This is a genomic window from Demequina pelophila, assembly GCF_000971175.1.
Classification (GTDB): domain Bacteria; phylum Actinomycetota; class Actinomycetes; order Actinomycetales; family Demequinaceae; genus Demequina; species Demequina pelophila.
This window is the reverse complement of sequence record NZ_BBLY01000007.1, coordinates 1-26,619: the sequence shown is the minus strand read 5'-3', so window position 1 is coordinate 26,619 and position 26,619 is coordinate 1. Positions and strand designations below refer to the sequence as shown.

Annotated in this window: 13 protein-coding genes; 6 read left to right on the top strand and 7 right to left on the bottom strand. The window is 68.9% G+C overall.

Annotated elements, in window-relative coordinates:
• Positions 1-117: 117 nt before the first annotated feature.
• From AOM03_RS10645 to AOM03_RS10620, 6 genes are all read right to left on the bottom strand, one after another.
• Entirely contained in the window at positions 118-2,331 is a 2,214-nt protein-coding gene (locus AOM03_RS10645; RefSeq protein ID WP_062381193.1) for a 3'-5' exonuclease, read from the bottom strand.
• A 12-nt stretch (positions 2,332-2,343) separates the two neighbouring features.
• A complete protein-coding gene (locus AOM03_RS10640) occupies positions 2,344-8,709 on the bottom strand; it encodes a DEAD/DEAH box helicase (RefSeq protein ID WP_062381190.1) in 6,366 nt (2,121 codons plus the stop codon).
• Positions 8,706-13,238, bottom strand: a complete 4,533-nt coding sequence (locus AOM03_RS10635; protein WP_062381188.1) for a DNA methyltransferase — start codon at positions 13,236-13,238, stop codon at positions 8,706-8,708. Before AOM03_RS10635 ends, AOM03_RS10640 begins: the two co-directional genes overlap by 4 nt.
• Position 13,239: 1 nt before the next feature.
• Positions 13,240-16,140 carry a DEAD/DEAH box helicase gene (locus AOM03_RS10630; RefSeq protein ID WP_156157722.1) on the bottom strand — a complete coding sequence of 967 codons (2,901 nt, stop codon included), beginning with the start codon at positions 16,138-16,140 and terminating at the stop codon, positions 13,240-13,242.
• A gap of 129 nt (positions 16,141-16,269) precedes the next feature.
• Positions 16,270-17,382 (bottom strand): hypothetical protein, encoded by a 1,113-nt coding sequence (locus tag AOM03_RS10625; protein ID WP_156157721.1) that lies wholly within the window; start codon positions 17,380-17,382, stop codon positions 16,270-16,272.
• A gap of 91 nt (positions 17,383-17,473) precedes the next feature.
• Entirely contained in the window at positions 17,474-18,145 is a 672-nt protein-coding gene (locus AOM03_RS10620) for a DUF6308 family protein (protein ID WP_062381184.1), read from the bottom strand.
• 362 nt (positions 18,146-18,507) lie between these two features.
• Here AOM03_RS10620 and AOM03_RS10615 point away from each other — a divergent pair, with 362 nt between their 5' ends.
• Together AOM03_RS10615 and AOM03_RS10610 are read left to right on the top strand one after the other, a co-directional pair.
• Positions 18,508-19,467 carry a hypothetical protein gene (locus AOM03_RS10615; RefSeq protein ID WP_062381182.1) on the top strand — a complete coding sequence of 320 codons (960 nt, stop codon included), beginning with the start codon at positions 18,508-18,510 and terminating at the stop codon, positions 19,465-19,467.
• Positions 19,464-19,886: a hypothetical protein gene (locus tag AOM03_RS10610; protein ID WP_062381180.1), complete on the top strand. Its 423-nt coding sequence runs from the start codon at positions 19,464-19,466 to the stop codon at positions 19,884-19,886. The genes AOM03_RS10615 and AOM03_RS10610 overlap by 4 nt, the downstream gene beginning before the upstream one ends.
• 16 nt (positions 19,887-19,902) lie before the next feature.
• Here the strand turns inward: AOM03_RS10610 and AOM03_RS10605 are convergent, their stop codons facing one another.
• Entirely contained in the window at positions 19,903-21,099 is a 1,197-nt protein-coding gene (locus AOM03_RS10605) for a 3'-5' exonuclease (protein WP_062381178.1), read from the bottom strand.
• 284 nt (positions 21,100-21,383) lie between these two features.
• Here AOM03_RS10605 and AOM03_RS10600 point away from each other — a divergent pair, with 284 nt between their 5' ends.
• The 4 genes from AOM03_RS10600 to AOM03_RS10585 are packed head-to-tail and all read left to right on the top strand — an operon-like array spanning position 21,384 to position 26,492.
• Positions 21,384-23,810: a hypothetical protein gene (locus AOM03_RS10600; RefSeq protein ID WP_062381176.1), complete on the top strand. Its 2,427-nt coding sequence runs from the start codon at positions 21,384-21,386 to the stop codon at positions 23,808-23,810.
• A complete protein-coding gene (locus AOM03_RS10595) occupies positions 23,807-24,226 on the top strand; it encodes a hypothetical protein (protein ID WP_062381174.1) in 420 nt (139 codons plus the stop codon). Before AOM03_RS10600 ends, AOM03_RS10595 begins: the two co-directional genes overlap by 4 nt.
• Positions 24,227-24,228: 2 nt before the next feature.
• Positions 24,229-24,804, top strand: coding sequence for a hypothetical protein (locus tag AOM03_RS10590; RefSeq protein ID WP_062381173.1), 576 nt, complete (start codon positions 24,229-24,231; stop codon positions 24,802-24,804).
• The gene (locus AOM03_RS10585) at positions 24,804-26,492 is read left to right on the top strand and encodes an Hsp70 family protein (protein WP_062381171.1); all 1,689 of its coding nucleotides are present in this window, start codon (positions 24,804-24,806) and stop codon (positions 26,490-26,492) included. Before AOM03_RS10590 ends, AOM03_RS10585 begins: the two co-directional genes overlap by 1 nt.
• The last annotated feature ends 127 nt before the right edge of the window (positions 26,493-26,619 follow it).

Here is a 26,619-nt window from a genome sequence, read left to right as displayed (position 1 = left end):
ACCGCTCCCACAGGGGGTTGCCGACTTCTTCTGAAGATTGCGCGGCATGCTTGCGAGCGGTGACTACCTACGATCGTGGCGAGGACGGCGACTTCCGCTCCGTGGACCAATCCGCGTTCACGCCTCACGCTCGGCGGCGTCGAGCAGCGAACTCTTTGCCCCCGCCCACGTCACCACGAGCACATCCCTCGCCCTCGTCGCCGCGACGTAGAGCAGCGAACGCTCGCGCAGCAGCGCGTCCGCCTCCGAATCCGACGAGTACTGCTCGGACCGCATGGCCGCCGGCACAGCCCCCGCAGAGACCCCCGCCAGCACCACGCGCGCGAACTCCGTGCCCTTCGCGCGGTGCATCGTGAGCACGGACGGGTGGCCGGCGCGGATCGACCCGCGGTCCACCTGCTGCACGGTCACGCCGCGGTCGCCCAGCGCCGTCGCCAGCCGGGCCTGCGTCGCCTTGTCCCGCACCAGCACCGCGAGCGATTCGGGCGCGACCCCGTCCTCGTCGAGCCACGCAAGCAGCCGAGACGCCACCGCGTCGTACTCCTCGGTCACGGAGGAGCAGGACACCAACTCCGGCACCGGCCCCAGCCGCGCGGAGTGGTAGCCCGCCGTCGACTCCTCGGCCCCCTCGACGTCCGAGTACTCCGCCCCCGACAGCACACTGACCGCCCACTGCAGGTTCTGCTCCGTGGTCCGGTAGTTCAGCGTCAGCCGCTGTGAGCGGCCCACGATCCGGATCCCGTACCGCCCCAGCACCACCTTCTGGCCGTAGATGCGCTGGTGCGAGTCCTCCGCGATGAAGAGGTCGTCCGGACCCTCCGGCGCCAGCGCCCGCAGGAACTGCCAGCGCGCCGGCGTCAGGTCCTGGCCCTCGTCGACCAGCACATGATCGGCGAGGCGCGCGTCGCCCCCGGCCAGCGACACATGTGAAGCCGCGATCGCGGCCGCCTCCTCGTAGTCGATCGCGCCGTCGATGTTGGCCGATGCGCGGTACGCCTCGATCACCGCCCACACCTTCGCGCGCGCCGCCCGGTTGAGCGCCACGCCGCGCCCCGGGCGCGCCACAGAGAAGTACTCAGCCCGGTTCGAAATACGCGACGGCAGCACCACCATCGAGTACTCGGCGGCGAAGAATCCCGGCGTCTTGAGTTCGTCCGGCAGCGCGGACCCGGCCGCGTCGATCGCGGCCTGCCACGCATCGTTCGCCGTGCGGTTGCTGACGTGCGTGACCGGCAGCCCGAGGACCGCCTCCGACGCCGCCGCGACTCCCAGCCCGGCGCCCTTGAGCACCCGCGCGATCAGCGCGTCGACGTTGGTGACGTACACGCCCGGCTCCCCGAGAGCCGAGGCCAGCGGCACCTCCGGATCCAGTTGCCGCACGTTGGACGCCAGCATGTCCGCGAGGTTCTTGGTGTACGTCGTGAGCACGATGCGCGCGTCCGGGTTCGCCTTCCACAGCTCCCGCGCGCGGTGCACCAGCACCACGGTCTTGCCCGTGCCGGCGCCGCCGGACAGGCGGAACGCGCCGTTGTAGTGCTTGGTCGCGTACTTGCGCTGGTCGGGGTGGAGGAACACGCGCCACGCGCCGAAGTCGGTGGCCTCGATCGCCTTCTGCAGCTCGTCCTGGTCGCCCACGAACGTGAACTGCGCCCGCGCGGTCGGGTGCTCGAAGCCCTTCTCGATCCGCTCGTCCTCGGAGTCCTCCGGGTCCTGCTCCACCGGCTCGTCGAGGCTGAACTTGGCGCGGATGTCGTCGAGGCTCAGGCCGTCGTGCAGGTACATGAGCGCCTCGCCCTGCCAGCCGCCGTCCCGCACGGCGATCTCGAGCAGCGCCTCCTTGTCGGGCGCGGCCATCGCGGCCGTGGCGAGCGACGCCGAGAGGCCCAGCCTGCCGGTCAGGTCCGCGGCGGTGAAGCCCCACTGCTCGAGCTGGGACAGCGCGGGAGCCGCGGCTCCGCCGAAAGGGCCGGCCCCGCCGTCAACAACAACCGAAGCAGCCTCCGGCTCCTCCTCGACGATCTCCGTGAACCCGCCGACCGCGTTCACCGACAGGCGCATCCGCTGCGCCCGCTTGATCGCGTCGTCGTGGTTCCAGGTGCCCACGTAGACGTACTTCACGCCCACCTTGAGGTCGAGCTTGAACAGCACCGCCCGGTACTGGATGTCGACGCGCCCGGTGCGCACGCGGGGGTCCGCCACGTTGTTGAGCGGCTCGATGTGCAGCCCGGGGATTGCGTCGCTCTCCTGAAGCTTGCCCAGGAAGTCGAAGACCTTGACCTTCAGGTCCTTCTCGAGCTTCTCCTTGGGGTTCATCATCTCGAGCAGCGGCATGACTCTCCTTGACTACGCCGTGAGCGCGGCGGTGATGGACGCGAGCGTAGCGGGCACGACGGTCCAGTCCTCGCTCGCGAGGGACGATGCGACGGCTGGGTCCAGGTCGAGGTCCACCACCACCTTGCGGTCGGGCCAGGACAGCGCCAGGGGAGTGCCGTCTCCGACCTCGCGGCCCTGCTCGGGCAACGCCACGGGGGCCGATGCGGTGGCGAGCTCCTCGATGAGGCTGCGCTCGGCGTCCGTCTCGGCCAGGTCGCGCAGCTCCTCCCACTCGGGGGAGAGCAGCGCCTTCTCCGCTTCGGGCTCGAGGACCGACCCGCCTGACGCCTTCGTGGACTCCACCTCGCTGAGCGCCGTGATGACGGTGGAGTGGTTGCGCAGCCCGAACAGGTTCGCCAGCCGCAGCCATTCCTGCCAGGCGACCTTGTGGGAGGAATCGGCGACGGCGTCGTCCGAGTCGTCGAGCACGAGCGCAACGCTGGACCCGCCGTTTGAGAGCACCTCTGCGGTGAGCACCAGTGGGCCGGAGCGCCACAGCCATGCGCGCGGCTGCGCGGCGGAGGCAGGATGCTCCCCGTCGCGAATAGCCCGCGCAGCGATGGTTTCGAGCGAGGACCCAGGCTCGGGGACAAAGCGCACCTGAGCGGGGTTGAGGAAGTAATACGCCGCTTGGTCCGCCAGCGATCGCAGTTCGTCGGGGCGAGGTGATCGCATCCATTCGACGAGGAATGACAGCGGCCCGCTTGCCGCCGATGCCACATCCGAGGGGCCGAAACGAGCCTGAGCCTGCGCCATGAGGTGCTGGGTAATCCCGGGATCCATCCACGCCGGTGGCTCGATGGTGCCGCGGCGCCACTCCTCGAGGTCCGCCGCGGTCACGGCCAGCACCCGGATGCCCTTGTCGCGCAGCATGGCGCGCTTGCGGGCGTCATCGGCGATCCGGTTCACCGACGGTGTCGCATGCCACCGGTGCCCGTCCGTGAAGATGGCGATCTTGTGCTCGTCCGCGCCGGTGTCCGACCACAGCAGGAAGTCGGGCATGACCCCGCCCATCTTCTCCTGCGGGTCGATGGTCCACCGCAGCGGCTGGCCCGGGAAGGACGCCTGGATGCGCGTCCCGTTCGGGCCAGGCTTCGACGAGACCTTGGCTCCCGCCTTGGTCAGCGCCTCCTGCAGCACCGCGCGGAACGCCTGCTCCAGGTGGCTCTCGATATCGACAACCACCGGCGGCTGCTCGGTCACGTTCCAGAGTCGGGTGGCGGGCGGCTCCGCGCCCTCGGCGGAGCCGGCGAACAGGATGTCCGCGAGGTGGCGCTCGGCGAGCGCCCGCGACACGTGCGTCACCTCGCCGGAGCGCGCGAACGGCAGCAGGCAGCGGTGGCACGCGAGCTTGTCGGTTTCGCGGCACTCGCAGTTCGCGAGCACGGCCCAGGCCCGCCGCAGCAGGCTCCACACCTTGTCGGGGTCGGTGAGATCGGCCAAGTACCCGGTGCCGCCGGGGACCACGTCGTGGAGCAGCAGCGCCTGGGCGGGAGTCCCGTCCGCGTCGCTGGGCTGCGGGTCGACGGAGACCACGACGTCGATGTGATCGGGCGCGCCGCCGAACTCCTCGCGCAGGCCCAGCAGCACCGCGGCCTTCAGGCTCGGCACGGCGAACGAGTCGCCCACGGTGACCGCGAGTGGCAGCCGCAGCAGCACGCCCTGGGTGCTGAGCGTCCGCGTGAGCGCGACCTTGAGGGTGCGCTCCTTCGTGGCGTTGCGGTGGCGGCACCACGTCCGGTGGTCCCACGGGTTGTTGGTGCCCGCGGTGTTGTCCTTCTTGCCGCAGCCCTCGCACAGCGGGAACAGCGGCGCCTGCCGCTCCTCGCCGGCGATCATCAGGCTATTGGCCTGCTGGTCCGCGCGGCCCAGGTTGAGCCACGTGATGCTGAGCTTGGAGAAGTAGCGGGCGCCGAAGTCGTAGTTCTGCACGTACCAGGAGCCCCGCTCGAACGTGGGGTCGATGTCAGGCGCGGTGACCACGTGGAATCGGGCGCGCTCGCGGTCGTCGCGGCGATCGGAGATGCGCTGCTCGTCGCGCTTGACCTCGGCCGAGGCGCGCGTGAACTCGAGCACCTCGAGTCGCTGACTGACGTCGGCGATCTGCCTGTCGCCGCAGCGCGGGCACACCGTGACCGAGCCGCCCTCGGTGACGTCCTTGGTGTACCCGCATGCGCCGCACAGCGCGAGGGCGCGAATGCTGTCGCCCTCGGTCCCCAGCTCGACCGCGTCGATGACGATCTCGAGGCCGCCCGCGTAGAACGTCGCGCCCGGCGCGAACTCGCTCAGCGCCGTCCGAGACCCGCGCGCGTAGGACATGGGCTCGGACTCGAAGTTGCCCTCGTCGTCCACCCAGTTGAGCGCGATCGCAAGTTCTACCGAGTCGTCCAGCAGCGTGTAGTTGGGCAGGATCCCGTACTCCTCGAGCACGCCGACCCACCACTTCGACTTCATGTCCGCGAGTTGCGACTTCACGAGTTTGAGCGAGCCCTCCGCGCTCCGCGCGTCGCGTTTCTCGTCCTCGGTCGCGGCGGGCATCTTGGCTTTGTCACGCAGACGTGGGATCTCGTCTTCGATGGCCTTGCGCCGGTATTCGAGTTCAGCGAGCGTCGTCGCCCACCGGCGCGAGGCCCCAAACACCAGCTCCGCGACGCCGCTCGAGCCCTCGCCCGCCACGGGCACGGCCCAGGCGAGCAGCGCCTCGCGCGTGGACTCGGCGAGCGAATCGAAGCTGGCGAGGAACCGCGTGACGTGGCCCCGCGCATCGTCCTCTGCGAAGGCGATGAGGTCGCCCAGGAACGTCCCCGGCTCCGACGAGGCCATGACCTTCGACGCCTCGGTCGGGTGCGCCAGGGAGGTGTCGCGCGCGAGCGTGTCCACCAGGTGGGCGATGTACTGGCGCTGGAGGATCTCCTCGGCGTCCAGGTAGGTCGCCGGCGGGCGGACCTCGCCGTTGATGACGGACAGCGGGTCCTGCAGGCGCGGGAGCTGCTCGCCGCGGCCCGTCACGAACGCGAGGTTGAGCGCGTTGCCGGTGAGGCGGCCCGCGCGGCCCACGCGCTGGAGGTACGAGGCGACCGAGCGGGGGAGCGAGGACAGGAACACCGTCGACAGGTCGCCGATGTCGATGCCCATCTCGAGCGTGGGCGTCGCGACCAGCACGTTGGGTGCCTCGGGGCGCTCGCCGGACTCCTTGAAGCCGGTCTCGAACTCGAGGCGCACCTTGTCCTGGAGCAGCGACGTGTGCTCGCGGGCGACGATGCGCCGCATCGCCGCGTCGCCGTAGAAGCGGCGGTAGAAGTTGGGCTCGGAGGGCTTGCGCGCCAGGAACCCCGGGCAGCGCAGGACCACGCAGGGGGCGCCCTCGAGCTGGGCGACCGCCTCGCGGCCGCCGGGGACCACGTTGGAGCACACGTCGCACGCGAGCAGGGTGGCGCCGGTGGCGAGGTCGTCGTCGCCGATGCGCGACAGCATGACGATGCCCGGGTCCAGCGAGTACACGGTCGCCCCGGAGTCCTTGACGGCGTGCTCGAGGACCAGATCGGCCTTCGCGAGCTCGACGAACAGCGCGCGGGCGAACGAAGCGGCGGCCTGGCCCGGCACTCCCAGCACCCGCTGCGCCCAGCGCGCGTACCAGGACTGCGCGTTGGCGACGTTGACGAACTCCGAGTTGCGGGTGGCGGCACGACTGGAGCCCACGCGCGGCAGCTCGGGCGCCGGGCGGCCCTTGGGGAAGGCGGGCATGCCCACGTTCTTGGGGCGGCCGCCCCAGATCTTCCAGCGGTTGCCGTCCTCGGCGATGTAGCCGTCGAGCCAGCGGTGGTGGACGCCGCCCTGCTGGCGCAGGTACACCAGCACGCCGCGCACCCAGGCGGCCAGCGCGGCGTCCGAGTCCTCGCCCAGCACCTGGATGTCCGCGCCCTCGATCGCCTTGCGGGCGATGCGCGCGAGCCTGTCGATCCCGCCCGCGTCCACGTGCGCCGCGACCGAGCCGGTGAGCTCGAGCGTGCGACCCACGCGGGACTGGAGGCCGAACTCGAGGATCGCGTCGAACAGCAGCCGGTTCTGGACCCGGTCGCGCACGCGCTTGGTGACCTTGGCCGCGGTCTTCTGCTGCCAGAACGGCGCGAAGCCCTCGTGGTCCACCAGGTCGGGCGGGAGGATGCGATACCTGGCCACCGCATCGTCCCCCGCGTCGCGGATGATGCGCTCGGCGAGTTCGTCGAGGCTGACCGAGCCCGTCGCGGGCACCGCGTCCATGAGGAGCGAGCGGACGGTGAGGGAGTGGGAGCGTGTCTCGACGAAGCCGGCGCGGTGGGCGGCGTCCTGGACGGAGTCGGTGAAGACCAGGGCCTTCTTCTCGTGCTGGTCGAGCCCGGCGCTGCCGAAAAGCGTGGACAGGGACACGGACAGCATGGTCGCGATCGCAGAGCCGAGGAAGCGGATCGCGTCCTTGGTGCCGCACGCGGGGCAGGTGTCCTTGAGTGAGGCGTCGTCCGCATCGTCCCCGGTCTGGGTGAGGACGGGGAGGACCCAGCCGTCGCGGAGATCCTCGTCGTCCTCGTCGGGCGCGGCCCACGCGAGCTCGCGGTCGTTGATGCGCCAGTAGGCGAGGCCGGTGATGGGCTCGGCGGCGAGCTCGGAGGCGTCGGCCTCGGAGGGCGCGTAGAGCAGCGCGCGGAAGCGGGCCTCCTTGGCCATGTGCTTGCGGCGGATCGAGGCGGTGTCGTCGTCGATCGCGGCGCCCGTGGGGGCGAGTGTGACGCCCCAGCCGGAGCGGCCGCAGTGGCGGCAGAAGACGGCGGGGTAGGCGGGGCGCTCGATCGTGTCGTCGAGGGCGGCGTCCTCGGAGTGGACGATGGCGCCGTCGTCGGTCCACAGGTAGCTGGGCGTGGCACCCGCGCGGCGGTCGATGCGGCTGAGCTCGCGGACCCACAGGTGCAGGTCCACGTTGAGCATGGGGAGGCGCTCGGGGCCGGCGACGGCGCGGACGTGGCTGAGCGCGGCGAGCACGTAGAGGAGGAACTCCTCGCGGGTGGACTGCCAGTCGGCGGTCGGGGCGGCCGCGTCCTTCTCCGGCAGCACGGCGGCGGCCAGGTCCGTCAGGGACGTGGCGTCGGCCGATGCGGCGGTGAGCGCCCGGACTAGCGGCAGCGCCGCGACGGTGCGGGCGAGGCCGCGCGGGTCGGTGGGGATGTCCGCGCCGGGGCACAGGTCGGCCAGCGCGGTGCGGGCGAGGCCCTCCGCGTCCTGGGCGGCCGAGGCGTCGCGCCAGCGGGGGACCGCGGCGGCGACCGCGTCGGCGTCGAGGGCGAGCGGCTCGAGGCCGACGCCCGGTGAGGTGGCGCCGAGGCGTGCGGCCCACTCGTCGTAGGTCATGCGGGACTCGGTGACCACGGCATCGTCGCCGAACTTCTCGCCGAACACGGTGTGCGCGAAGCCGAGCATGACGCCGGGGTCGCCCTTGTCGCCGAGCGTCGCGGACGTGGCGATAGGGGTGATGCGACCGAGCGGGCGCGCGAGGTCCTCCTCGGAGAGGCCGTCGCCTTGGTGGCTGCGGAGGGTGAGGCCGAGGCGGCGCAGGAGCATGGCGACGTCGGTGCCCTGGGCGCCGTCGTAGGTGTGGAACTCGTCGAGGACCAGGTACTGGAGGCTGTCGGCGCTCGCGGACCAGAGGGGCTGGTCGGCGGCGCGGAGCAGCAGCTGGTCGAGCATCTTGTAGTTGGTGAGGAGGATGTCCGGCGGCGACGATCGGATCACGTCGCGGTCGGTGATGAGGCCCTTCTCGGAGACCACCGTACGGCGGCCGGAGTCCTCGCCGGTATAGATCGCGGCGGTCAGGCCCGCGAGCCGGGTGTCGCTGGTGAGGAGCTTGGTGAGGCGCTTGGCCTGGTCGTTGGCGAGCGCGTTCATCGGGTAGAGGATCAGCGCCTTGATGCCGGTCTGGCCGGCGGCGCGCATGCGGCGGGCGTGGTCCAGGAGCGGGAAGAGGAACGCCTCGGTCTTGCCGGAGCCGGTGCCGGTGGTGACGAGCGTGGGCAGCGGGCGCGCGTGGAGGGAGCTTGAAAGGCGCCCAAATGCCGCTGCCTGGTGGCCGTACGGGACGAACCCGTCAGGTACCCAGCCGAGCGCGTCCTCCCAGCCCGGCTCGGCCGGGCGGAACGGCAGGCGCAGGCGCACGAAAGGTCCCTTGAAGATGCCGGACGATGCGTTCTCGAGGAAGTCCTTGAGCGCCGCCTGGGCGTCGCCGTCGGTGAGTGCGAACGTGGTGGCGAGGTACTCGAGCAGGCCCGAGCGGATCTCCTTTGCCTGCAGGGACGGGAGAAGCTCGCTCACAGATCGTCTCCGAACTCGGCCTCGAACTTCGCGTAGGCCTCACGCATATCCTTCTCCCGGTCGGGGACCACGAAGGGGAACTCGTAGGTGTAGTCGATGCCGCTACCGGGGTGGGTCGCGGTGCGCTCCTCTACGGTCAGGTTCTCGCCCTTGGCCTTGTAGAGCTTCAGCACCTCGTTGGGCACGAGGCGTCCGTTGGAGTCGTAGTGGTTCTCTTGGTCGTATTTGCGCAGGACAGCGAACTGGGTGCGATAGACGGTGCAGAGTTCGTCGGCGGTGACGCCCAGGCCGAGCGCGACGAGGGCGTCGATCTCGACTTGGAGTTGGCGGCGTTCGAGGGCTCGCCGTGCGGGCGCCTGTGGATTCCACGCGCCCAATATCGCATTTTCGATCTCCCACGCCTTCGAGTATGCGGAGGTAATCGCATTCAGCTTGAGGACTCGGCGGACGATCTCGGAGCGGAGATCTCCGGTCACCACGGGAAGACGCTCGACTGTCGAGAACAGGATGTCGTTCTTCGGCGCTGCTCTAACAGCGAAGTCCGCGATCAGGCTCTGCATGGTCCCGAGAGCGACGAGGGTCTCGCGAATCTCGCGCGCGGCCGCTGATCCCACTGTCTGGATTAGCGCCGGGCCCGGGGGGACGAGCGCTGGAAACAGCGTGCGTTCACCGGTGTTCGCTGCCATGCGGCGCCAGGCAATGCGATAGAAGTCGCGCGCACTCTTGGTCGATCCGTCGTCGTCCCAATGCGTGTACTCGGCATCGTATGCTCGCCGGTCACCCGCAGGTTTGTAGGAAGTGACAGGGATCGCGTTGGCGGGCAGGGCCTCGAGGTCCGTTGAGGTCCAGTCCAAGTGATGCGCCATCGTTTCGTTGGGCCCCTTGTAGATAGGGTTGCCGACGTAGATGTGGGGGCCCTGCAGGATTGCGTCATCCCAGGTTGGTGCCATGCCCCACTCCTGTACGAAGCGACCCTTTACCCGATCGTTCTTCTCATGCCAACCCGGAGAGAAGCGCAACTTGAGACCACGGATTCTTGGGGCGCCGGCGAGCTTGTCGAGCACCCTCGCCGCCGACGTGTTCACCGTATAGAGCATTCGCGTCTCGAGCACCGGGGTACCGGCTTCCTCGAGCACGCCGTGCCACGTCTCGAGCATGTCGGGTCCGACTACGACAAGTCGAGAGGCATGCGGGCGCAGGTCCCAATTGCCTTCGTCGTCCTTCAGACCTGGCTCCGCGCCAGAACCGTCGTGGCCGAATGAGCGATCGACCGTATCGGGGTGGTAGAGCCACGTCGCCTGAATGAACGAAGGCGTGTCAGTGGAGGCGCCGTACACGTTGACGCCGTAAATCTTCTGGTGCTGGATTTCGAACAACTCGAGCTCATTGATGAACTGCCAATGACGCCGCAGGCGCCGGTATGTCTCAGCACGAAGGTGGCCGGCACGTTCCTCGGTGAAATGCGACTCAAGGTGGATGAGCGCCGCTACGCCAGCGCCTGCAATGTGCGACCAAGTCTGCGCCATGAAGCATCGGTAGAGGTCCGGCTGCAGGCCGGAGAGAACGGCGTAGTTGGCGCTGCTTCCGATGAAATTCGCGGTGCTGAGAACTTCAACCGTCGCATCGAGCACAAGGTCCCGCATGCCCGGAACTGCGAGCGTGGCGTCTCTCTTTGCGATCCGTGCGGCTTCGGCAGGCTTGTTGGCGAGTTGCCACCAAGGGTCGCCCTCAGCGAGCAAGGCGTCGGTATCGAGCGTCGGCCTCACCCACGGTGGGTTACCGACCTGAAGGCTGAATCCACCATCCGTGAACACAGGGCTGAACTCGAACTGCCAGTGGAAGAAACCCTGTCGCGCGGCGGTGCCAGCGGCAACGTCGAGCCAGGGGTGCGCCACCGTTAGGTCCTGTGCTCGGGTCACTCCCGCGAATCCGAGATCCGTCGCCTCGGCATCGTTGAGTTCATCCCACGAGCCCGCGCTCGCGAGCGTGTCCGCCCCGAGCCGGCTTCTGCTCCGGGCCTCGGGTGCACGCCCAACGAGCGCGAAGCAGGTGGCGATCCACTCGTCGAGGGTGGGCGGTGGCACGTCTGCGGTGAGCGGCCAGAACCATAGCGCGCACCAGGCGTCCATGACCGCGCGGACGCGGCGGTAGGCGCTGTTCGCGTCGGCGAGCGACTCCTCGATCTGCTCTCGCGACACGATCCCAGCCGGCGCATCGTCCTCGCGACCCCACACCGGGATCGGCCGCCGTGCCTGCCCGTTCGCGATCTCGAGCCTTCGCGCAGCCATCTTCCACAGCGTGTCGACGCGGTAGGAGAGCTCCACCAGGTCGTCCAGCTGCTTGCGGGTCGGCTTGGCCTTGATGGACCTGCGCCACGCCTTGAGCGATGCGACCGCGTCGGGGGCGAGATCCTTCGCCTCCTTGGCATCGGCGACGGCGCCCCAGCCCTCGGCGGGCAGCAGGAAGTGCCAGATCTGATGCGACTCCCGCTCACCGAGCGTGATGTCGATGGGCGGCGTGGTGAGCCACGCCTTGGCGTTGATGGTGTCGCGCGTGTAGACGGCGCTGCGCGCGCCGATGAGCGAGTTGCCGCGGCGCAGGTGAAGCCCGAACCACGGCGCCTCGAGGCCCTCGACCATGGTGTCGAGCCACAGCGAGATTTCCGCGAGTTCGACGGCCGTCGCGTTGAGGTCCACGCCGTACACGTTGTGAAGCGCGATGTACGCCTTCACCCGCTGGAGTTCCCTCTGGTACTCCTCGGGGGCGATCCTCTCGCCGAGTTCGGCCTGGCGCCGCTTGAGGTACTCCGCGGCGAGCTGGCGCGTCGCCTCGATGGCGAACGCGCCCGAGCCGAGCGCCGGCTCGCACACCGTGAGCTGCAGGATCTCCTCGGCGGTGGTGGTCTTGCCGTCCTGATCGAGCAGCTCCGCGAGTGCCTGCGAGACGGTGAACCGAGTGAGCACCTCGGGCGTGTAGAAGGACGCCGACTGCTGGCGCTCCCGGCCCGCGAGGCGGAACACGAACGTGCCCCGCTCGTGGATCACGGGCTTCTTCTCGCCGGTCTCGGGGTCCTCGGTGGTGACGAAATCTGTCGCGGCGATGCCCTCGGAACGGGTGGTCGGCACCACCCACGAGCCCTTGGACGAGTCGCCGTTCTTCGCGACCTCGAACAGGTCCTCCTCCGCGAAGAAGCCGGTGTACGACATTAGGCCCTCGTACACCGCACCCAGCTGGTTGATGCCCAGCTCCGCGTACGAGATGAAGCCGCGGTCGCGCTTGGACTTCTCCTTGCTCAGCAGCAGGTGCTCGAGCACCTGCTGGAGCGCGCCGTTGCCGAGCTTCACCTCGTCGAGGTACGCGACGGCTCGGGGGAGGAAAAGGTCCGCACGGAGGCTGCGGAACGTGAGCGAGTCGGTCACGGCGTCCTCGCTGCGGGACGATGCGGGGGAGTGGCCCCGGTCGACCAGCCGGAAGAGCACGTCGAGCGAGGCGTGCAGGTGCGTGCCGTGCTGCGCCTGCTCGGTGGTGATCTCCTGGAGCACCAGTTCGCGTAGGCGGTCGAGGCTGTAGCCCGCGTCGTACTCCGGCGCGCCGACGGGCAGCACGCCGAGCTCAGGGGAGGCCTCTGCGTACAGGAGGAAGAGGATTCGGTAGATGTAGCGCAGCGACTGCTTGGCAAGCGCTTGTGCCTCGGCCTGCGGAAGTGGCTCCAGCCCCTGTGCGGCGCGCCGGGCGACCACCTCGTTCGCGAGGATCTCGATCGAGCGGCGCACCCCCTCGCGGAGGTCCTTGCTCACGCCCACGGTGTGCTTCACGGACTCCTCGAGCACCGTTTCCCACCAGGTGCGCCCCTCGGCGTCCGGGGCGAGCGATTCGGCGGAGAGGATGGTCAGCGCGGTGAGGATCTCGCCGCCGTTCTTGGCGTCGTTGCGCTCGGCGACCAGTTGCAGATCCACGGCCAGGTAGCGGCCCTCGGCCCAGCGGGCCGCCTCGGCGACCAGCGCCCACCTGCCGGCCAGGACGAGGACGAAGCGCGGCGCATCGTCGCCAGAAAATCGGCTGCTGACGCGGCCGGGGAGCGACCAGGACGGCTTGCCGTCGGTTCCCTCGAAAGGCTCCCACAGCCCCACGCGCTCCTTGTCGCGGAGGTCCTCGACCGCATCGGCCGGGCGCGCGGAGACGATCGCCAGCGGTGCGGCACCAGAAAGCCCTGGCACACCCACGGTGGTGACGTGCGCATCGTCCCCGATCGCGTAGCCGGCGCCGCGGAAGCCGAGCACGCGCAGGTACTCCTCGTGGAGGGCGTCGACCTCGTCCTGCGCGGGGTGGTCGCTCTGGCCGATGCCGACGAGCGCCTTCTCGAGCGCGCCGCGCGCGGCGGTGAAGCGGGACAGAGGGGAGTCCTCGGCGTCCTTCCACTCCTTGGTGCGGGCGGTCACCTGCGCAGCGAAGGAAGCCTTGCCGTCGGAGGTGAGGAAGTGCTCGCCGATCCAGTCGCCCTCGTTGACGATCGAGTCGAAGACGGCCATGTCAGATGTCCCCCTCGGAGAAGTCCTGCGGCACCACCACGAGCAGCGGGCGGACCAGGTAGCGGTCGGGCCGCATCTCCTCGATCATCCGCTCGACCTCGCGGACCGTGGTGCGAGATGTCTTGACGGTGGTGCGCTGCGCGAGCGTGTCCGCCTCGCGCTCCCACGCGGTGGCGCGGCCGGCCCAGCGCTCGACGCGCTCGGTGGTGGCCTGGCGGGCGGCGTCCAGGTGGTTCTCCAGGCTGGCGCTGGCGTCGCGGACGGCCATGCGGACCAGGGGCTGGAGCGCATCGGCGCCGGTGATGGCGCCCGGGTTGGACTGGGCGTGGGTGACGCCGGCGTCCTCGAGCATCTCCAGGGCGCTGCGGTACGGGGTGACGATGCACTGGGGCGCGCTGGGGGTGAGGCGGGAGGCCGCGATGTGGCTGGCGGCGACCACGTGGCCGCGCTTGTTGGTGAGCGTGCCGATGAGCAGCACGGTGGGGGAGTCGACGTCGCCGCGCATCGCGTAGACGTGGTTGCGCTCGAGGCTGGCGAGCGCGCGGTCGGTCGCCCAGTCCACCACGGGGTGCTGGGGGCCCAGGAAGTGCGCGGCGGGCCAGCTGGAGCCCTTGGAATCCGCCAGTGCGGCCGCGAGCTCGCTCTTGCCCTTGGCGTCGGTGACGGCGAGCTTGAAGGTGGTCTTGACGTCGCGGTCGCTCAGGTAGGTCTGCGGGAGGGCGTCGAGGCGCTGGCGCAGATCACGCGGCGGGGCGAACTCGACGATGCCGTCGTTCTTGTACTCGCGCCACTTCACGCCGCCCTCGCCGGGGCGGTCGGTGAGGGCGGCGGACTTGTCGGGGAACGCGGCGTCGAGGGCGTCGCGGAGGTAGTCCAGCGTGGAGGAGTAGAGGTACGAGGGGGTGGCGGTCGCGGGCGTTGCTGGCGCGGTCGGTGCCGCGGGGGCGCCGGCGCCGAGGTTGAGGATCTGGCTGATCAGATCCACCTCGACGGCCACCTCGGGGGTGACCACCGCATCGTCCTCCTCGACCTTGCCCGCGAGGATCTTGCGGACCGTCTCCTCCTCGTCTCCGATGTTGAACTTGCCCATGAGCGAGGCGACGTCGCCGAGCGCCTGGTGTGCGGCGTGCTCGCGCTCGAGGAGCCGGCGGAGGACCCGGAGGTCGCCCTTGAACTGCTCGGAGGTGGGGTCGAGGATCAGCGTGGTGATCTGCGGCGAGTGGCGCTGGCCGTAGCGGTCGATGCGGCCGTTGCGCTGCTCGATGCGGATGAGCGACCACGGGACGTCGTAGTGGACCAGCTCGTGGCACTGGGCGTGGAGGTTGACGCCCTCGGAGGCGACGTCGCCGGTGACGAGGACGCGGATGGGGGAGGACTCCTGCTTGAAGGACTCGATGAGGCGCATCTGCTCCTCGTCGGACAGGCCGCCGTGCATGACCTGGACCGCCTCGGCCTTGAGGCCCAGGCTCTCGGGGAGGTGCTCGGCGAGCCAGTTCAGGGTGGCGACGCGCTCGGCGAAGACGACCGCGCGCATCGGGCTCGACTTCTTGACGCCGATGGACATGAGGTAGGCCACCAGGGCGTCGTACTTGGCGCTCTTGGCGGTGCTCGGGTCGTTGAGGTCCTGGAGGCGCTCGAGGGCCTCGCGCTCCTGGTCGGCGGCGTCGCCGGGCTGGTCGCGGAGCTTCTTGATTCTGTCAGTGATGGATGCATCGAGTGCCACGGGGCTGGAGAGGAACGCCTTGGCGAGGGTCCAGCCGAAGAGGGAGTCGGTCTGGCCGGAGTAGGGGCTGCGGCCGGTGCTCGGGTGGAGCCAGGTGTCCTGGAGCTCCTGTGCGACGGCGTTCTCGGTGGCCGATGCGGGGATCAGCTGGTGCTGGGGGTCCTTGCGCGGCGCCCACTGGGCGCCGACCACGCCGGCGACCTCGTCGGAGTTGCGGTGGCGGCGGATGAGGAGCCGCGTGGTCTCCTCGGCGTCGGGGGTGCCGTCGGGGCGGACCGCGGTGGGCTCGAGCAGGCGAATGAGGTTCGCGAAGGACTCCATCTTGCCGTTGTGGGGCGTCGCGGAGGCGAGGATCAGCGCATCGGCCGTGGGCGCGAGCGTGCGCGCGAGGCGGTTGTTGAGGGTGCCGGAGTTGGTGAGGTTGTGCGACTCGTCGATGACCACCGCGTCCCACTTCTGGTTGCGCAGGTGCGCGAGGTAGCGGTCCGACTTGAGGGTGTCGATCGAGATGATGGCGCGCTTGTAGTACGTGAAGGGGTTGCGCGTGGCGGGGAGCTTCTGGCGGACGCGCTGGATGCCGGCGCTGTCGAGGCGGACGAAGGGGAGGGCGAACCGGGTCCACATCTCGTGCTGCATCTGCTCGAGGACGTGGCGCGGGGTGACGATCAGGATGCGCTCGCCGCGGCCGCGCCTGACGAGCTCGGACAGGATCATGCCGATCTCGATGGTCTTGCCCAGTCCGACCGCGTCCGCGAGCAGGATGCGCGGGCGGAGGTTGTCGGGGTCGAGGGCCTGGCGGATGGCCGTGGCCTGGTAGGGGAGCTGATCCGCGAGCATGTGCGGGGAAACGCTCAGTGATGTGTCGGTGATGGGGACGGGCGTCTTGCGGAGCATCGCCTCGACCCACAGGCGGGAGTCGCGGTACTTGGGGCTGTTGTCGGCGGTGACCTTGGCCTCGTGGGGATCGAGCGGCGTGATGCGGTCCAGGGAGGCGAAGAACTGCGCGGTGGTGCCGCGGACCAGTTCGCTGAGGCCCTGGACGTGGACCAGGGGGCCGTCGGAGGTCTCGGTGACGTTGGTGACGAGCCATTCCTCGTCTCTGACCACGACTGTCGAGCCCGGGGCGACGTTCAGGTCTGTGGTGCTGGTCTGAGTCTGGTCGGGCGCGGCGGTGCTCACGGATGTCACTGTACTTTCTGCTTCCCTCAGCGATGCCGGGCTTGGTGCCTGGCGTGACACATGGTGTCAGGGGGGTGTGACAGCGGGGCGGCCAAGCCCATCACTGGACTCGCCCGAGGACGGCGAGGCCTAGGTCCACAAGGCCAGATTCGCTTCGGTCCACGGGGTGTGGCCGTCCTGCACCGCCAGCGAGGACCAGAACTCCGCATCTTGCTGGATCTCGAGGATTGTCTGCGTGCGGTAGATCAGGCCCGCATCCGACATGACCCACGCCCGGAGATAGTCCGTGATCCAGGCCTGCGCGTTGCTGAAGTCAGCGTCGTCATAGAGGCCCTCGAACACAGGGTCGATGTCGTGCGCCAGGCGGAAGGAGATCATGCTCGATCGCGCGAGCGTGAAAGAGATCGGCTCCACCAGTCGTTCGTGCACCCACTCGGCGAAGCGAACCTTCGCTGCGGCTCCGGAGTCGGCGAAGATCTCGGAGAACGGCTCCATCAAGTCCTCAGGCGCATCGGCGACAATACGCAGCAATTGGAGATATTCGACAGTCGAGAGCGAGAGCCGTCGCACAAGGAAGCTGACAGCCTGGTCGAGCGGGTGGACCCTTACGTGCTCCGGATCGGCTCCCACCGCAATGTTGTGCTCTGCGAGCCACGCGAGTTGTGCGCCGTGAACTAGGTACCAGACGGTCGAGAGCATGCCCCGTACGTCGGGTGACAGGCGAAGGTTGGCCGGCATGCCGAATCCGAACATCTCGAGCGATTCGGTGAAGGCCTCGACGCTGTCCAGGACCGGCTTGAATGCGGTCAGGTTGACACCGTCCGAGGTGACGGCCTCCGCCAAGTTGGTCCTCAACGCTGACCGAAGTCCCTGCTCGGCTTCAGCGACATCAAGTGGGCCCAAGTGTTCGGCCACAAGGCCAAGGTTCTGCATCTGCACGGCGAACGGCGCCCAGACGTGCTCGACGTTCGCACCGAGTTGGCGGACCACCGCCAATGCTTCGGCATCGAGCAGGTTCGTGCCGGCCCCGAACCCCAGGTCACAGAGTCCTGCCGCTCCCGCGGCCGTGAGGAGCCCCGCAGCAGGTGAGTTCGATGCCTGCGCATCGGCCGCGTCCTCGCCTGCCGCCGGTAGTTTGAACCGGATCTCGGTTGGATTCCCGACCGGGACATTGCCTCCCGTAACTTGATACACGAGGCGGGCGCTCTGCCCGCGGCTGAGCGAGTCAAACGGTACTTCCAACCGACTACTCCTTTGTGTTCGGGTTTGCGCGGCAGCGTGCCGAGGCAATTGCAGGGGTTCCTAGCACCGCTCGAGAGGCGTGGCGCTCGGACTAGTTCCGGTGCGCCTTGCCCTCCATCCACAGGATCACGTCGACGATGCGAAGCGGAGTGACGATGGGGTCGACGCCGGCCTCGTCTCGGATCTCAGTCGCGCGCGTCTCGACCGAGTTGCCGTCGGCGGTCATGATCTCGCGCATTCTTGTCCAGTGGTGCCTGGGGCCTTTGAGGCCGAGGACGTCCCGTACGACAGAGTCGTAGACCGGGAGCAGGAGCGGGCGCTTCCTAGCGATCAACTTGCTCGTGCGTGTGGGGCCGAATCCCGGGACTGTCTGGAGAAGGTCCCAAAACTGGTCGGCATACCCGTTGCGTTGGATGAGGGCGTCGGCGCTCGGGTCGCTGATCGAGACGTCGGCCGGTACGTGTGCGAGCAGGCTTTCAGCCTCCGCGAGGAAGTCGCTACTCATGATCTTGATCGCGCTCTTGCCCGAAACCGACACCGACAGAGCGGATAGGGCGAGGAGATCCCCCGCCGTGATCGTGTTTGCGTGCGCTGAGTCGTTCCAGTTCCCGCCGAGCGTCTCGAATGAAGCGCCGTCATAGGGCTCCGGCTTCTCCTTGAGGGTCGGATCCGGCTCAGGGGTCTTGCCGAAGTACCTGCGCACCATGCCGACTGCGACGGCGGTGCTTTCGGCACGCAGGATCTCGGGAATCATTGCGCTCATCGGGCCTTCTCGGGTCTCGTCTCGTGGCGAGTTTCGGGGATCCTGGTCTCGGCACGACATCGTGTCGGGCTCAGACTCTATCGGCTTCCTGCCTTGCTGAGTGAACAAGTGAGCACTCTCCGGTTGGCTCCCGACCTCCCAGCGCTCCATCCCTCTGCATCAGTGAACGCGGCGGAGGGGAAACCGCTGCGACTTGGACTCACCACCCCACGCCGGATCCGCCCAGGGATCCCGATGGCCGGGGCTCGAGGTCACCGGGGCCTTCGCTTGTCCTTGACTGTGTCGCGCACCAGTAGGCTTCGTGCGCATGGCAACGCCCACGCCGGTGTGCGGCACAGCCATTGAGCCGAGCGGAGATCTGAATGCCTTTGCCAGTAGTTGTCGCGGCCGTTGCCATCGGCGTCAGTGCGGTTGTCGGAGGGGGCGCCGCCATCGACGGCGGCATCAAGATGAAGTCCGCCAAGGACACGGTTCGCACGGCACAGCGCACCCACGAGGCGCGCCTTACCATCTTCCGTGCTGAGGAGGCTCGCGTGCAGGCTGTCGCGGGCGCCTACGGCAAGCGCCAGCTGCGCATCCAGAAGGCGACGCTCGGCGGCTGGGTCGAATGGCTCGAGGCGAACGAGAAGAAAGTCCGGCTCATCGGCAGGCCGACCGTGGACGGCGTCGAGGTCGAGCAGCCCGACATTCCCCACCTCAAGGCGCGTGTGGTCGAGAGCGTCACACTCCTCAAGGGAGGCATGGGCGCTGCGGCTGGCGCGGTCGCCATGCAGCAGGGCGCGCTGTGGGGCGTGACGTCGTTCGCCGCCGCGAGCACGGGCACGGCGATCTCCGGTTTGTCCGGCGCCGCCGCGCAGAGCGCGACATTGGCTTGGCTGGGAGGCGGATCCATCGCGGCTGGCGGCGGAGGCGTGGCCCTGGGCGGGCTCATGCTCACGGGAATCGCGGCCGCGCCCGCAGCGCTCATCGGCGGGTTCGCCGTCGGGGTGCAGGGGCAGAAGGCGAAGACCAAGGCCAAGGAGATCGAGGCCAACGTCGAAGTCGCAGTTGCCGAGATGGAAGCGAAGCAAGCGCTCCTCCGACAGGTGGAGGTGCGCATCGGAGAGCTTGAAGACGTGCTTGATCGGATGAACGCGCGCGCCCTTGCGAGCCTCGAAGCGCTTGCCGGACTGGACTTCGATCCGGAAGCGCACCTCGCCGACTTCCAGCGGACAGCCCTGTTGATGGCCGCTTTGGGCAAGATCCTGGGCACGCCTGTTGTCGATGTCGACGGGCGTCCCAGCCAGGAATCGCTGAAGATCAAGCTAAAGTACGCCGCATGAGCAAGGGTCAGATCATCCCGAAGAAGGGCGCAGGCGGCGCGTTACCGCACTCGGCCCTCGAAGCGCTCGCGGTTCTCAATACGATCGTCGACGCCGCGCAGGAGTACGCGCAGGTGCGCGAAGCCGAGCAGACGAAGCGCGACGTGATCGAGGCTCAGAAGCAGGTTGCACTGGCCGAGATTCACGCGCGCAGCGAACTGTTCCTCACCTACCTTGACCGTAGCTTTGACGAGCGCGAGAAGAACTTCGAGAACCTGTTCGCCGCGCTCGACAAGGCCATGACGGACGGTGGCGGCAACGTGGCTGAGATTCTCGGCTCGATCACCACCCTTGCGGCAGCCAGCCCGTTCAAGGATCTTCACGACCCGGTGCAGGTACGCGCCGCGCTCGACGATCCCGACAAGGTCTGGGACGTCTGACAGCACCTATCCGCGCCTACCGCGCGGCGCCCTCCAGCGCATCGGCCCCCATCACGGGGATGCCAAGATCGCGTGCCTTCCGGGCCTTGCCGGAGTTGGACCCGGGGTCCTGCGCGATGACCGCGGCCACGCCCTTCTTGACGCCGGGCCACACCACCAGGCCACGCGCCTCGGCGATCGCGGTCAGGCGCGCCTTGTCCGCTGCCGGGAGCCCGGTGAAGACGATGAGGTCCCCGGGGTTCAGCGCCCGGGCAGTCTCGACGGTGGTGACGTGCGCGCCGGCGTGCGCGAGCAGCGCCTCGACCTCGAGGTCGGCGAGGTCGAGGAGACCGGCGAGCTGGACGATGTGGGCGCGCTCGTCGACGGTGAGCAGGTCGTCGTCGCACGCGGCGTCCACCACGGAGAGCATGTAGGCGCGGTGGAGGCGGGCGCGGTCGGCGGGTCGCAGGGACGCGGCGGCCGCGGCGCGGTCCAGGTCGCGCTGCTCGGCGACGGTGATCCTGCGGTCGAGCAGGACCCGCTGGAGGACCTCGAGGTAGGCGCGCTCGCCGGGGGCCGCGCGCGACGCGTCGAACGCCGCGACCACGGACTCGAGCAGGCCACTGCCCGGGCGCGTGGCGCCGCGGCGCACGGGGGCGGTGGCGTGCACCGGCGCGCCGGGCCAGCGCACGCCGGCGCCCAGGCCGGCGAAGACCGACCACTGCTCGGCGACCTCGGGCAGTGCGCGGTAGCGGTCGAGGAGCCGCGCGGTCGCTTCGGCGTCGTTGAGCGCCGCGTGCGCGCCGTCGAGCGGGATGCCGAAGTGGCGGCAGGCGTCGCCCAGCTTGGCCGGCAGGCCGAGCTGCCGTGCCAGCTTCATCGTGCACACCGCATCGTCCGGTGTCAGGGCCACGGGGAGGCCCGCTCGCCCGAACTCGGCGGCGAGGAAGCGAACGTCGAACGACGCGTTGTGCGCCACCACGGTGCGGCCGCCGAGCAGTCCTGTGAGGTCGCCGACGATGCGGTCGAACGTCAGTGCGACGCGGGTGTCTGTGGCGTCGATGCCGTGGATGTGCTGGGCGCCCAGATCGCGCTGCGGGTTGACCAGCGTGGTGTAGGCGTCCTCCCTGCGGCCGTCCTTGTCAAGCTGGACCACAGCGATCTCACAGATGCGGTCGGCGGACTTGTAGGCGAAGCCCGTTGTCTCCAGGTCGATGACGGCGAAGCCGGGCATGGGGGGTCTCCAGGGTGCGTGGCGGGGGTGAGGCCGATGCTACGGCCCGGTCGCGGCGGCGACGGGGGACAGGGGCCCCGGGACCGCCGCGCAGCCGCTCTGAGGTGTTGGTCACAAGGCTCCTTGGGAGGGGCAGTTATTGCAGTTAGTTCCGATACGGTGGCGACGACAAGCCGCGCCGAGGCGGTCTGCGAGGCGAGGGGGCTCGAGTGACGACAGATGTTCGCCAGGCGGTGCCGCTGCAGATCTGCGTCGAGCCACCGCCCTCCGTCGTTGGATGCATCATGTGGCCGCGCAAGGGCCTGTGGAGACGGCGCGCGGTGGTGCTCGACGGGGGCGAGTTGGCGACCGTGCTGTGGGAATCCGGTGAGGTCGGGTCCATCCCGCTCAGGAAGATGGCGGAGAGGGCCGACGCCGTCGTCCCGTCGCCGGACGTGCGATCGCGAGCCGGTCGGCTGACGGTCGCACACCGCGAGCTGAAGCACCGCGGCTGGCTGACGCCACCGGTTGACGACGAGTTGCGCAAGTACGTCACGTGGCTCCTCACGCAGCCGGGGGAGGCCGTGGGGCTCCTGTTGGACGCCAGCGCGCTCAATCTGACCGTCGGGGATTTTGCCCGCGTCCCGATTGACCCGTGGCGCGTCAAGTACGAGTTCCTGCGGGGCGAGCGTGACGAGCATCGTGCCCGCAATCTCGCGCGCCAGATCGTCGCGGACACGAAATCCCCGGCTGGAGTGCGGGCTACGATCGCGTTGCGCTACGGTCTCGAAGCTGCCGAGGCGAGGAGCCTCGCGCTGCTCGCGGACTGTGGGGAGCCCGGAGATCATCCGCTTGCCGTGTTGCAGGACATGGCGCACTCGGTGGCAGACACCTTCGCTCCAGTAGCGGGCGAAGTCGCGCGCAAGTTCCGACTCGTAGCGACGAAACCTTGGCTTGCGGAGGTCGGACCCGCCGGACGGCTCCTCGCCGCGCATGCGCACGCGACTTCGGACGGCCCGACGGTCCAGGTGGAGCACGACTGGCCCCTTGGGATGGTCGATGACCTCATTGAGCGGGGCGTTCCGCTCGAGGTCGTCCACTACGCGGGCACGGCCGAGCGGCGCGCGGCCGCCACTCTCGCTACGTACGTGCGGGCGCGGACGGCGCCCGAGGAACTCACCAGCGACCAGGTCGTGTCACTGAGGTTCCACGCGGAAGCGCTGAGGCGGCATCTGGCGGGAGACAGCTCGGCCGATGCCGCGCTTGCGCCCAACGCCGTCGACGCGATACGTGACCTCCGCACGCTCGCCTCCGGGGGATCGCTCGACGACCTCAGTGAAGACCCCCTGATCCGGTCAGTGCAGGTCCTAGAGTCGCGAGGGCCCTCGGACGCGCATCCGCCCACGGGTGTGCTCGTCGATAGGTCGCTCTGGCCCATGCTTATCGAGCGCGGGATCGCCGGCGGAACCCTGCGTGCTGCCGAGCCGATCCAGGTCGAGTACGCCGAGCTTTCCGCGCTCCGTCGAGCCTCGGATGCTCTGTTCGATTGGCATTGGGATGACGCTCGCGCCATCGCCCGGTCCGGACTCGGGGTCGCGCGGCGCGAGGCCGTGCGCGACGAACTGCTCAACATCATCGCGTGCTCGCTCTGGCTCCAGGGCGAGCCCGAGTCCGCGCTCGGCGCGCTCAACACGGCGCTCGAAGGCGAGTACACGGACGCGCTCGTCGTGAACGCCGCCGTCGTGGCCACCGCGCTCGAGCACGAATCCGCCGCTCGCCACCTGGTGAAACTCGCGACCGAGGCGCCGTCCGCGCACCAGCGGGCGATCGCCGCCGAGCGCGCACTCATGCTGTGGTTCAACGACGACGGCAAGATCTGGGACGACAGCGAGCAGGCAAGCCTGCCCGCGGAGATCGCGGGAGCCCTGCGCCCGCTCATCAAGGAGGACCTCCCTGCCGAGCGATACCGGAACATCCTCAACGTCCTCGCCAACCAGGACGATGCATGGCTTTGCCGACAGCCCGAGTCTTCGTTCGGGCGCAACGCGAATACACCTGCCGTGCGGGTGTACCAGGCTCGGGCGAGGGGGCCCGAAGCCTTCCTCAAGGCGCTCGGCGCGGAGTTGCGAGGGCCAGCGCCGGAAGAATGGATCGCGCGGGAGCGCGACCAGGTGGTTGACGCGGCGATCCAGGTGCTCCTCGAGGACGCAGGTGAGTTGCGCGCCGCGGCCTTTGGGCTGACGGTGATCGACGCGAACCTGCCGATGGAGCCGCACCAGCGGATTGCGCTCAAATGCCTCACCGTCGCCTCGATCGCGATGGGCCTGGACGAGGGCGAGCCGAACCTCCGATTCATTGATTTCGTGTCGGATTCCAAGCGCGAACTGAATCGTGTGAGTTCGGACGAACGAGCCCGGCTTGTGGGCCTGGTGGACGGAGCGGGCGACTGCCTCGCGCGGGCCTACGTGGTGAGCCGCGCTTCGCAGCTCGACGAGATTTCGCGCCCGTACACCATGCTCGTCAGTATGGTGCGCAGCATCCCGCGTTACAACGTGAACTGGCAGGCGGTGTCCGAGATGCGCGATCCGTTGCTGGAGTTCGTCAACGACACGAGGAGGCTACTGACCAAGCTCATGCCTCTGGCCGACGACTACATGGTTCGCTCCCACCTCGGACGCGTATTGGCTCGCGTCGAGGAGATGAAGACCGAGTTGGAGAGGTTGAGGCCATGAGTGAGCGCAAGCACAACCCCTACCTGATCCTCGGGGTGCCGTTTGGCGTCACCAAGCGGGAGGCCTCGCGGGCCTTCGCCAAGGCCTCGCGGCGGCTTCGCCGGATGGCGGATGCACCCTTTGAGATCGAGGACCTGAATGCCGCCTTGCACGCGATCGAGCATGACCTCGAAGATCCGCACGAGTCCATCGACCACTACCGAATGCCCGCTGATCCCAGCGTCTACGAGATCCCCGCTGCGGTCGGCCGCCTGAATCCGGCTCCGCAACCGATGGCACGCCAGACCCCTCCGACCCCCCCGGGCGAGATTGAGGCGGTCAAGGCGCGCGCGATCGTTGAGGCCGCAGTGCGGCTTCGCCGCACCGTAGAGACCAGTCCCCTTCCCACTCTCCACAGTTTCGATACGAAAGGCTGACCATGTTCGGACGCAGGGCCAAGGAGACTCACGAACTCGTGAAGAAACTCGAGCGCGAGGTGGAATTGATTCACACCGCACTCGTGGTTCGGGATCCAGGAACATCGATGTCCTCGCAGGCGTATGAGGGACTGCGCAAGCAGGTTGTGGCCTCGGCATCGGCGCGTCAGGCGCACGTCGCCCAGATCGCAGAGATCGACGCGGCGCTGCAGCGAGGCGCTAGCCTTGAGGACCTTGGCAACCTCGTGGACCAGTGGCTGCTGCAGGCCGGCGTGGAGCGCGTCCAGGATTTTGGGGACCCGCACGCCTTCGAGTCGACAATCCCTGCGGGCGAGGAGGCCGAGGTCGAGGTCCCCGCGTATCGTGTGACCGCGACCGGCCAACTCGTGCGCCAGGGACGACTGAGGGCAGTGAAGAAGTCGGCCCCAGAGCCCGTAGTTGAGCCTGCGCCCGCTGTTACGGTCGAGCCGGAGGTCGCCGTGGCCCCCGCCGAGGACGCAGCTCCGGAGGCCGTCGCGGCCTTGGACGAGGCGGCCGAGACCATCACGTCCGACGAGAACACGGCGAAGGCCAAGTGATGGCGGGCATCGGCATCGACTTCGGCACCACCAACTCGGTGGTGTCCCAGTTTGCGGGCGGCCGCACCGACGTCCTCGCGATCGACGAGCCCCCGGCTTCCTGGGCGACGCTCGGCTTCGACCGCGTCCTCCCCACGGTGTTCGGTCGTGGCAACGCCGACGAGCCGATCTTCGGATGGGCCGCCAAGCAGCGCCCCGGCTCGCTGGCCGCGGTCAAGCGCCTCCTGCGTGCCGAGGAGGTCGCCGACGTGGACGGCGTCGAATACGTGGTCGAGGAGATCGCGACCATGATCTTCGGCCACCTGAAGCGCGCGAGCGCCGGTCAGGGCGTGGCGTTCGATCAGGCCGTGGTCACCATCCCCGCCAACAGCCGCGGCATCGCGCGCCACCGCACCAAGTTGGCCGCCGGCATGGCGGGCGTCCAGGTCAAGGCGCTCATCAACGAGCCCACGGCCGCGGCGATGGCGTACAGCATGAACGCCGCGGCCGAGGAGACCCTCATGGTGGTCGACTGGGGCGGCGGCACGCTCGACGTGACCGTGCTGCGCAACATCGAGGGCGTCTTCATGGAGCAGGCGTCCAAGGGGATCCAGCAGTTGGGCGGGCTCGACTTCGACACCGCGCTGTCGCGACTGGTGCTCGACACCGTCGCCGATGCGTCCCACTGGTCGGCCGGCGACCGCGCGGGCTTCCGCCTCGACATCGAGCGCGCGAAGATCATGCTCTCGCAGGTCGAGCAGGTGAGCATCCCGATCCCGGGCGGCGAGTACCGCCAGGTGACGCGCGTCATGTTCGAGAAGGCCGTGCGCCAGCAGATCGAGCGGGTCCGCGAGCCCATCGAGCAGTGCCTGAGCGACCTGGGGTTTCAGAACTCCGACATCGATGCTCTGGTCCTCGTGGGCGGCACCTGCAAGGTTCCGGCAGTGCGCAACTTCGTGTCGGAACTGCTCGACCGCGGCCCCGCCGCCGGCGTCGACCCGATGACCGCCGTGGCGGAGGGTGCCGCGGTCGCATCGGCCATCCTCTCCGGCGACCTCGATGACCGCGACTTCTTCGTCTCGACCGAGCATGCTCTCGGCACGGTCAGCCTCGACCCTAGCTCCGGACTGGTGTTCTCCCAGCTGATTCCGCGCAACCACAAGCTTCCTGCGCGAGTGACGGAGACGTTCTTCCCGGTGGTCGATCACCAGGAGGCCGTCATGGTCAAGGTCATGGAAGGCGACCCGGCAAAGCCGCTCGACGATCAGGACAACGTGGTGCTCAAGGAGTGGGAGATCTCGTTGCCCGAACCGCAGCCCATGGGGGAGATCTCCCTCGACCTCACGTACAGCTACGACGTGGACGGCATCCTGCACGTGGGCGCCGAGGACAGCCTGGGCAACGAGCTGCTCAACGATGTGGTGTCCTTCGGCGCATCGGTCGACCGACGAAAGCTTGCCGCCATCGCGAAGCGATCGGCCGATGCCCTTGATAGCGGGAAGCTCGCCGAGCCGGAGCCGCGCGCGGCCAGTTCGCTCGATCCGGCGGTGCAGAAGAACGTGTCAGAGCTGCAGTCGAAGGTGATGCCGTTCATCGACGACGCCGAAGCGGCAGAGGTCCGTGCCGCCATCGACCGGGCGAAGGAGAGCGGGCACGACGCCGGCGACACCCTCGGCGGCTTCGCTCGCAAGTACAGCTACCTGCTGTAGACGATTCCAAGGCTCGCCCGTGTCCGCGCTCGCGGACACGGGCGAGCCTTTGCGCGCCGACCGAACGATGTGGCGCCTGTGGCACGAGGGGAAGCAACGTCGTCATGAGGGGATACTTCGGACTGAT

Excerpts from the sequence above, each read along its gene's own strand:
- AOM03_RS10645 (WP_062381193.1), bottom strand. The coding sequence starts at position 2,331 with ATGCCGCTGCTCGAGATGATGAACCCCAAGGAGAAGCTCGAGAAGGAC.
- AOM03_RS10635 (WP_062381188.1), bottom strand. The coding sequence starts at position 13,238 with ATGGCCGTCTTCGACTCGATCGTCAACGAGGGCGACTGGATCGGCGAG.
- AOM03_RS10620 (WP_062381184.1), bottom strand. The coding sequence starts at position 18,145 with ATGAGCGCAATGATTCCCGAGATCCTGCGTGCCGAAAGCACCGCCGTC.
- AOM03_RS10615 (WP_062381182.1), top strand. The coding sequence starts at position 18,508 with ATGCCTTTGCCAGTAGTTGTCGCGGCCGTTGCCATCGGCGTCAGTGCG.
- AOM03_RS10610 (WP_062381180.1), top strand. The coding sequence starts at position 19,464 with ATGAGCAAGGGTCAGATCATCCCGAAGAAGGGCGCAGGCGGCGCGTTA.
- AOM03_RS10605 (WP_062381178.1), bottom strand. The coding sequence starts at position 21,099 with ATGCCCGGCTTCGCCGTCATCGACCTGGAGACAACGGGCTTCGCCTAC.
- AOM03_RS10600 (WP_062381176.1), top strand. The coding sequence starts at position 21,384 with ATGTGGCCGCGCAAGGGCCTGTGGAGACGGCGCGCGGTGGTGCTCGAC.
- AOM03_RS10595 (WP_062381174.1), top strand. The coding sequence starts at position 23,807 with ATGAGTGAGCGCAAGCACAACCCCTACCTGATCCTCGGGGTGCCGTTT.
- AOM03_RS10590 (WP_062381173.1), top strand. The coding sequence starts at position 24,229 with ATGTTCGGACGCAGGGCCAAGGAGACTCACGAACTCGTGAAGAAACTC.
- AOM03_RS10585 (WP_062381171.1), top strand. The coding sequence starts at position 24,804 with ATGGCGGGCATCGGCATCGACTTCGGCACCACCAACTCGGTGGTGTCC.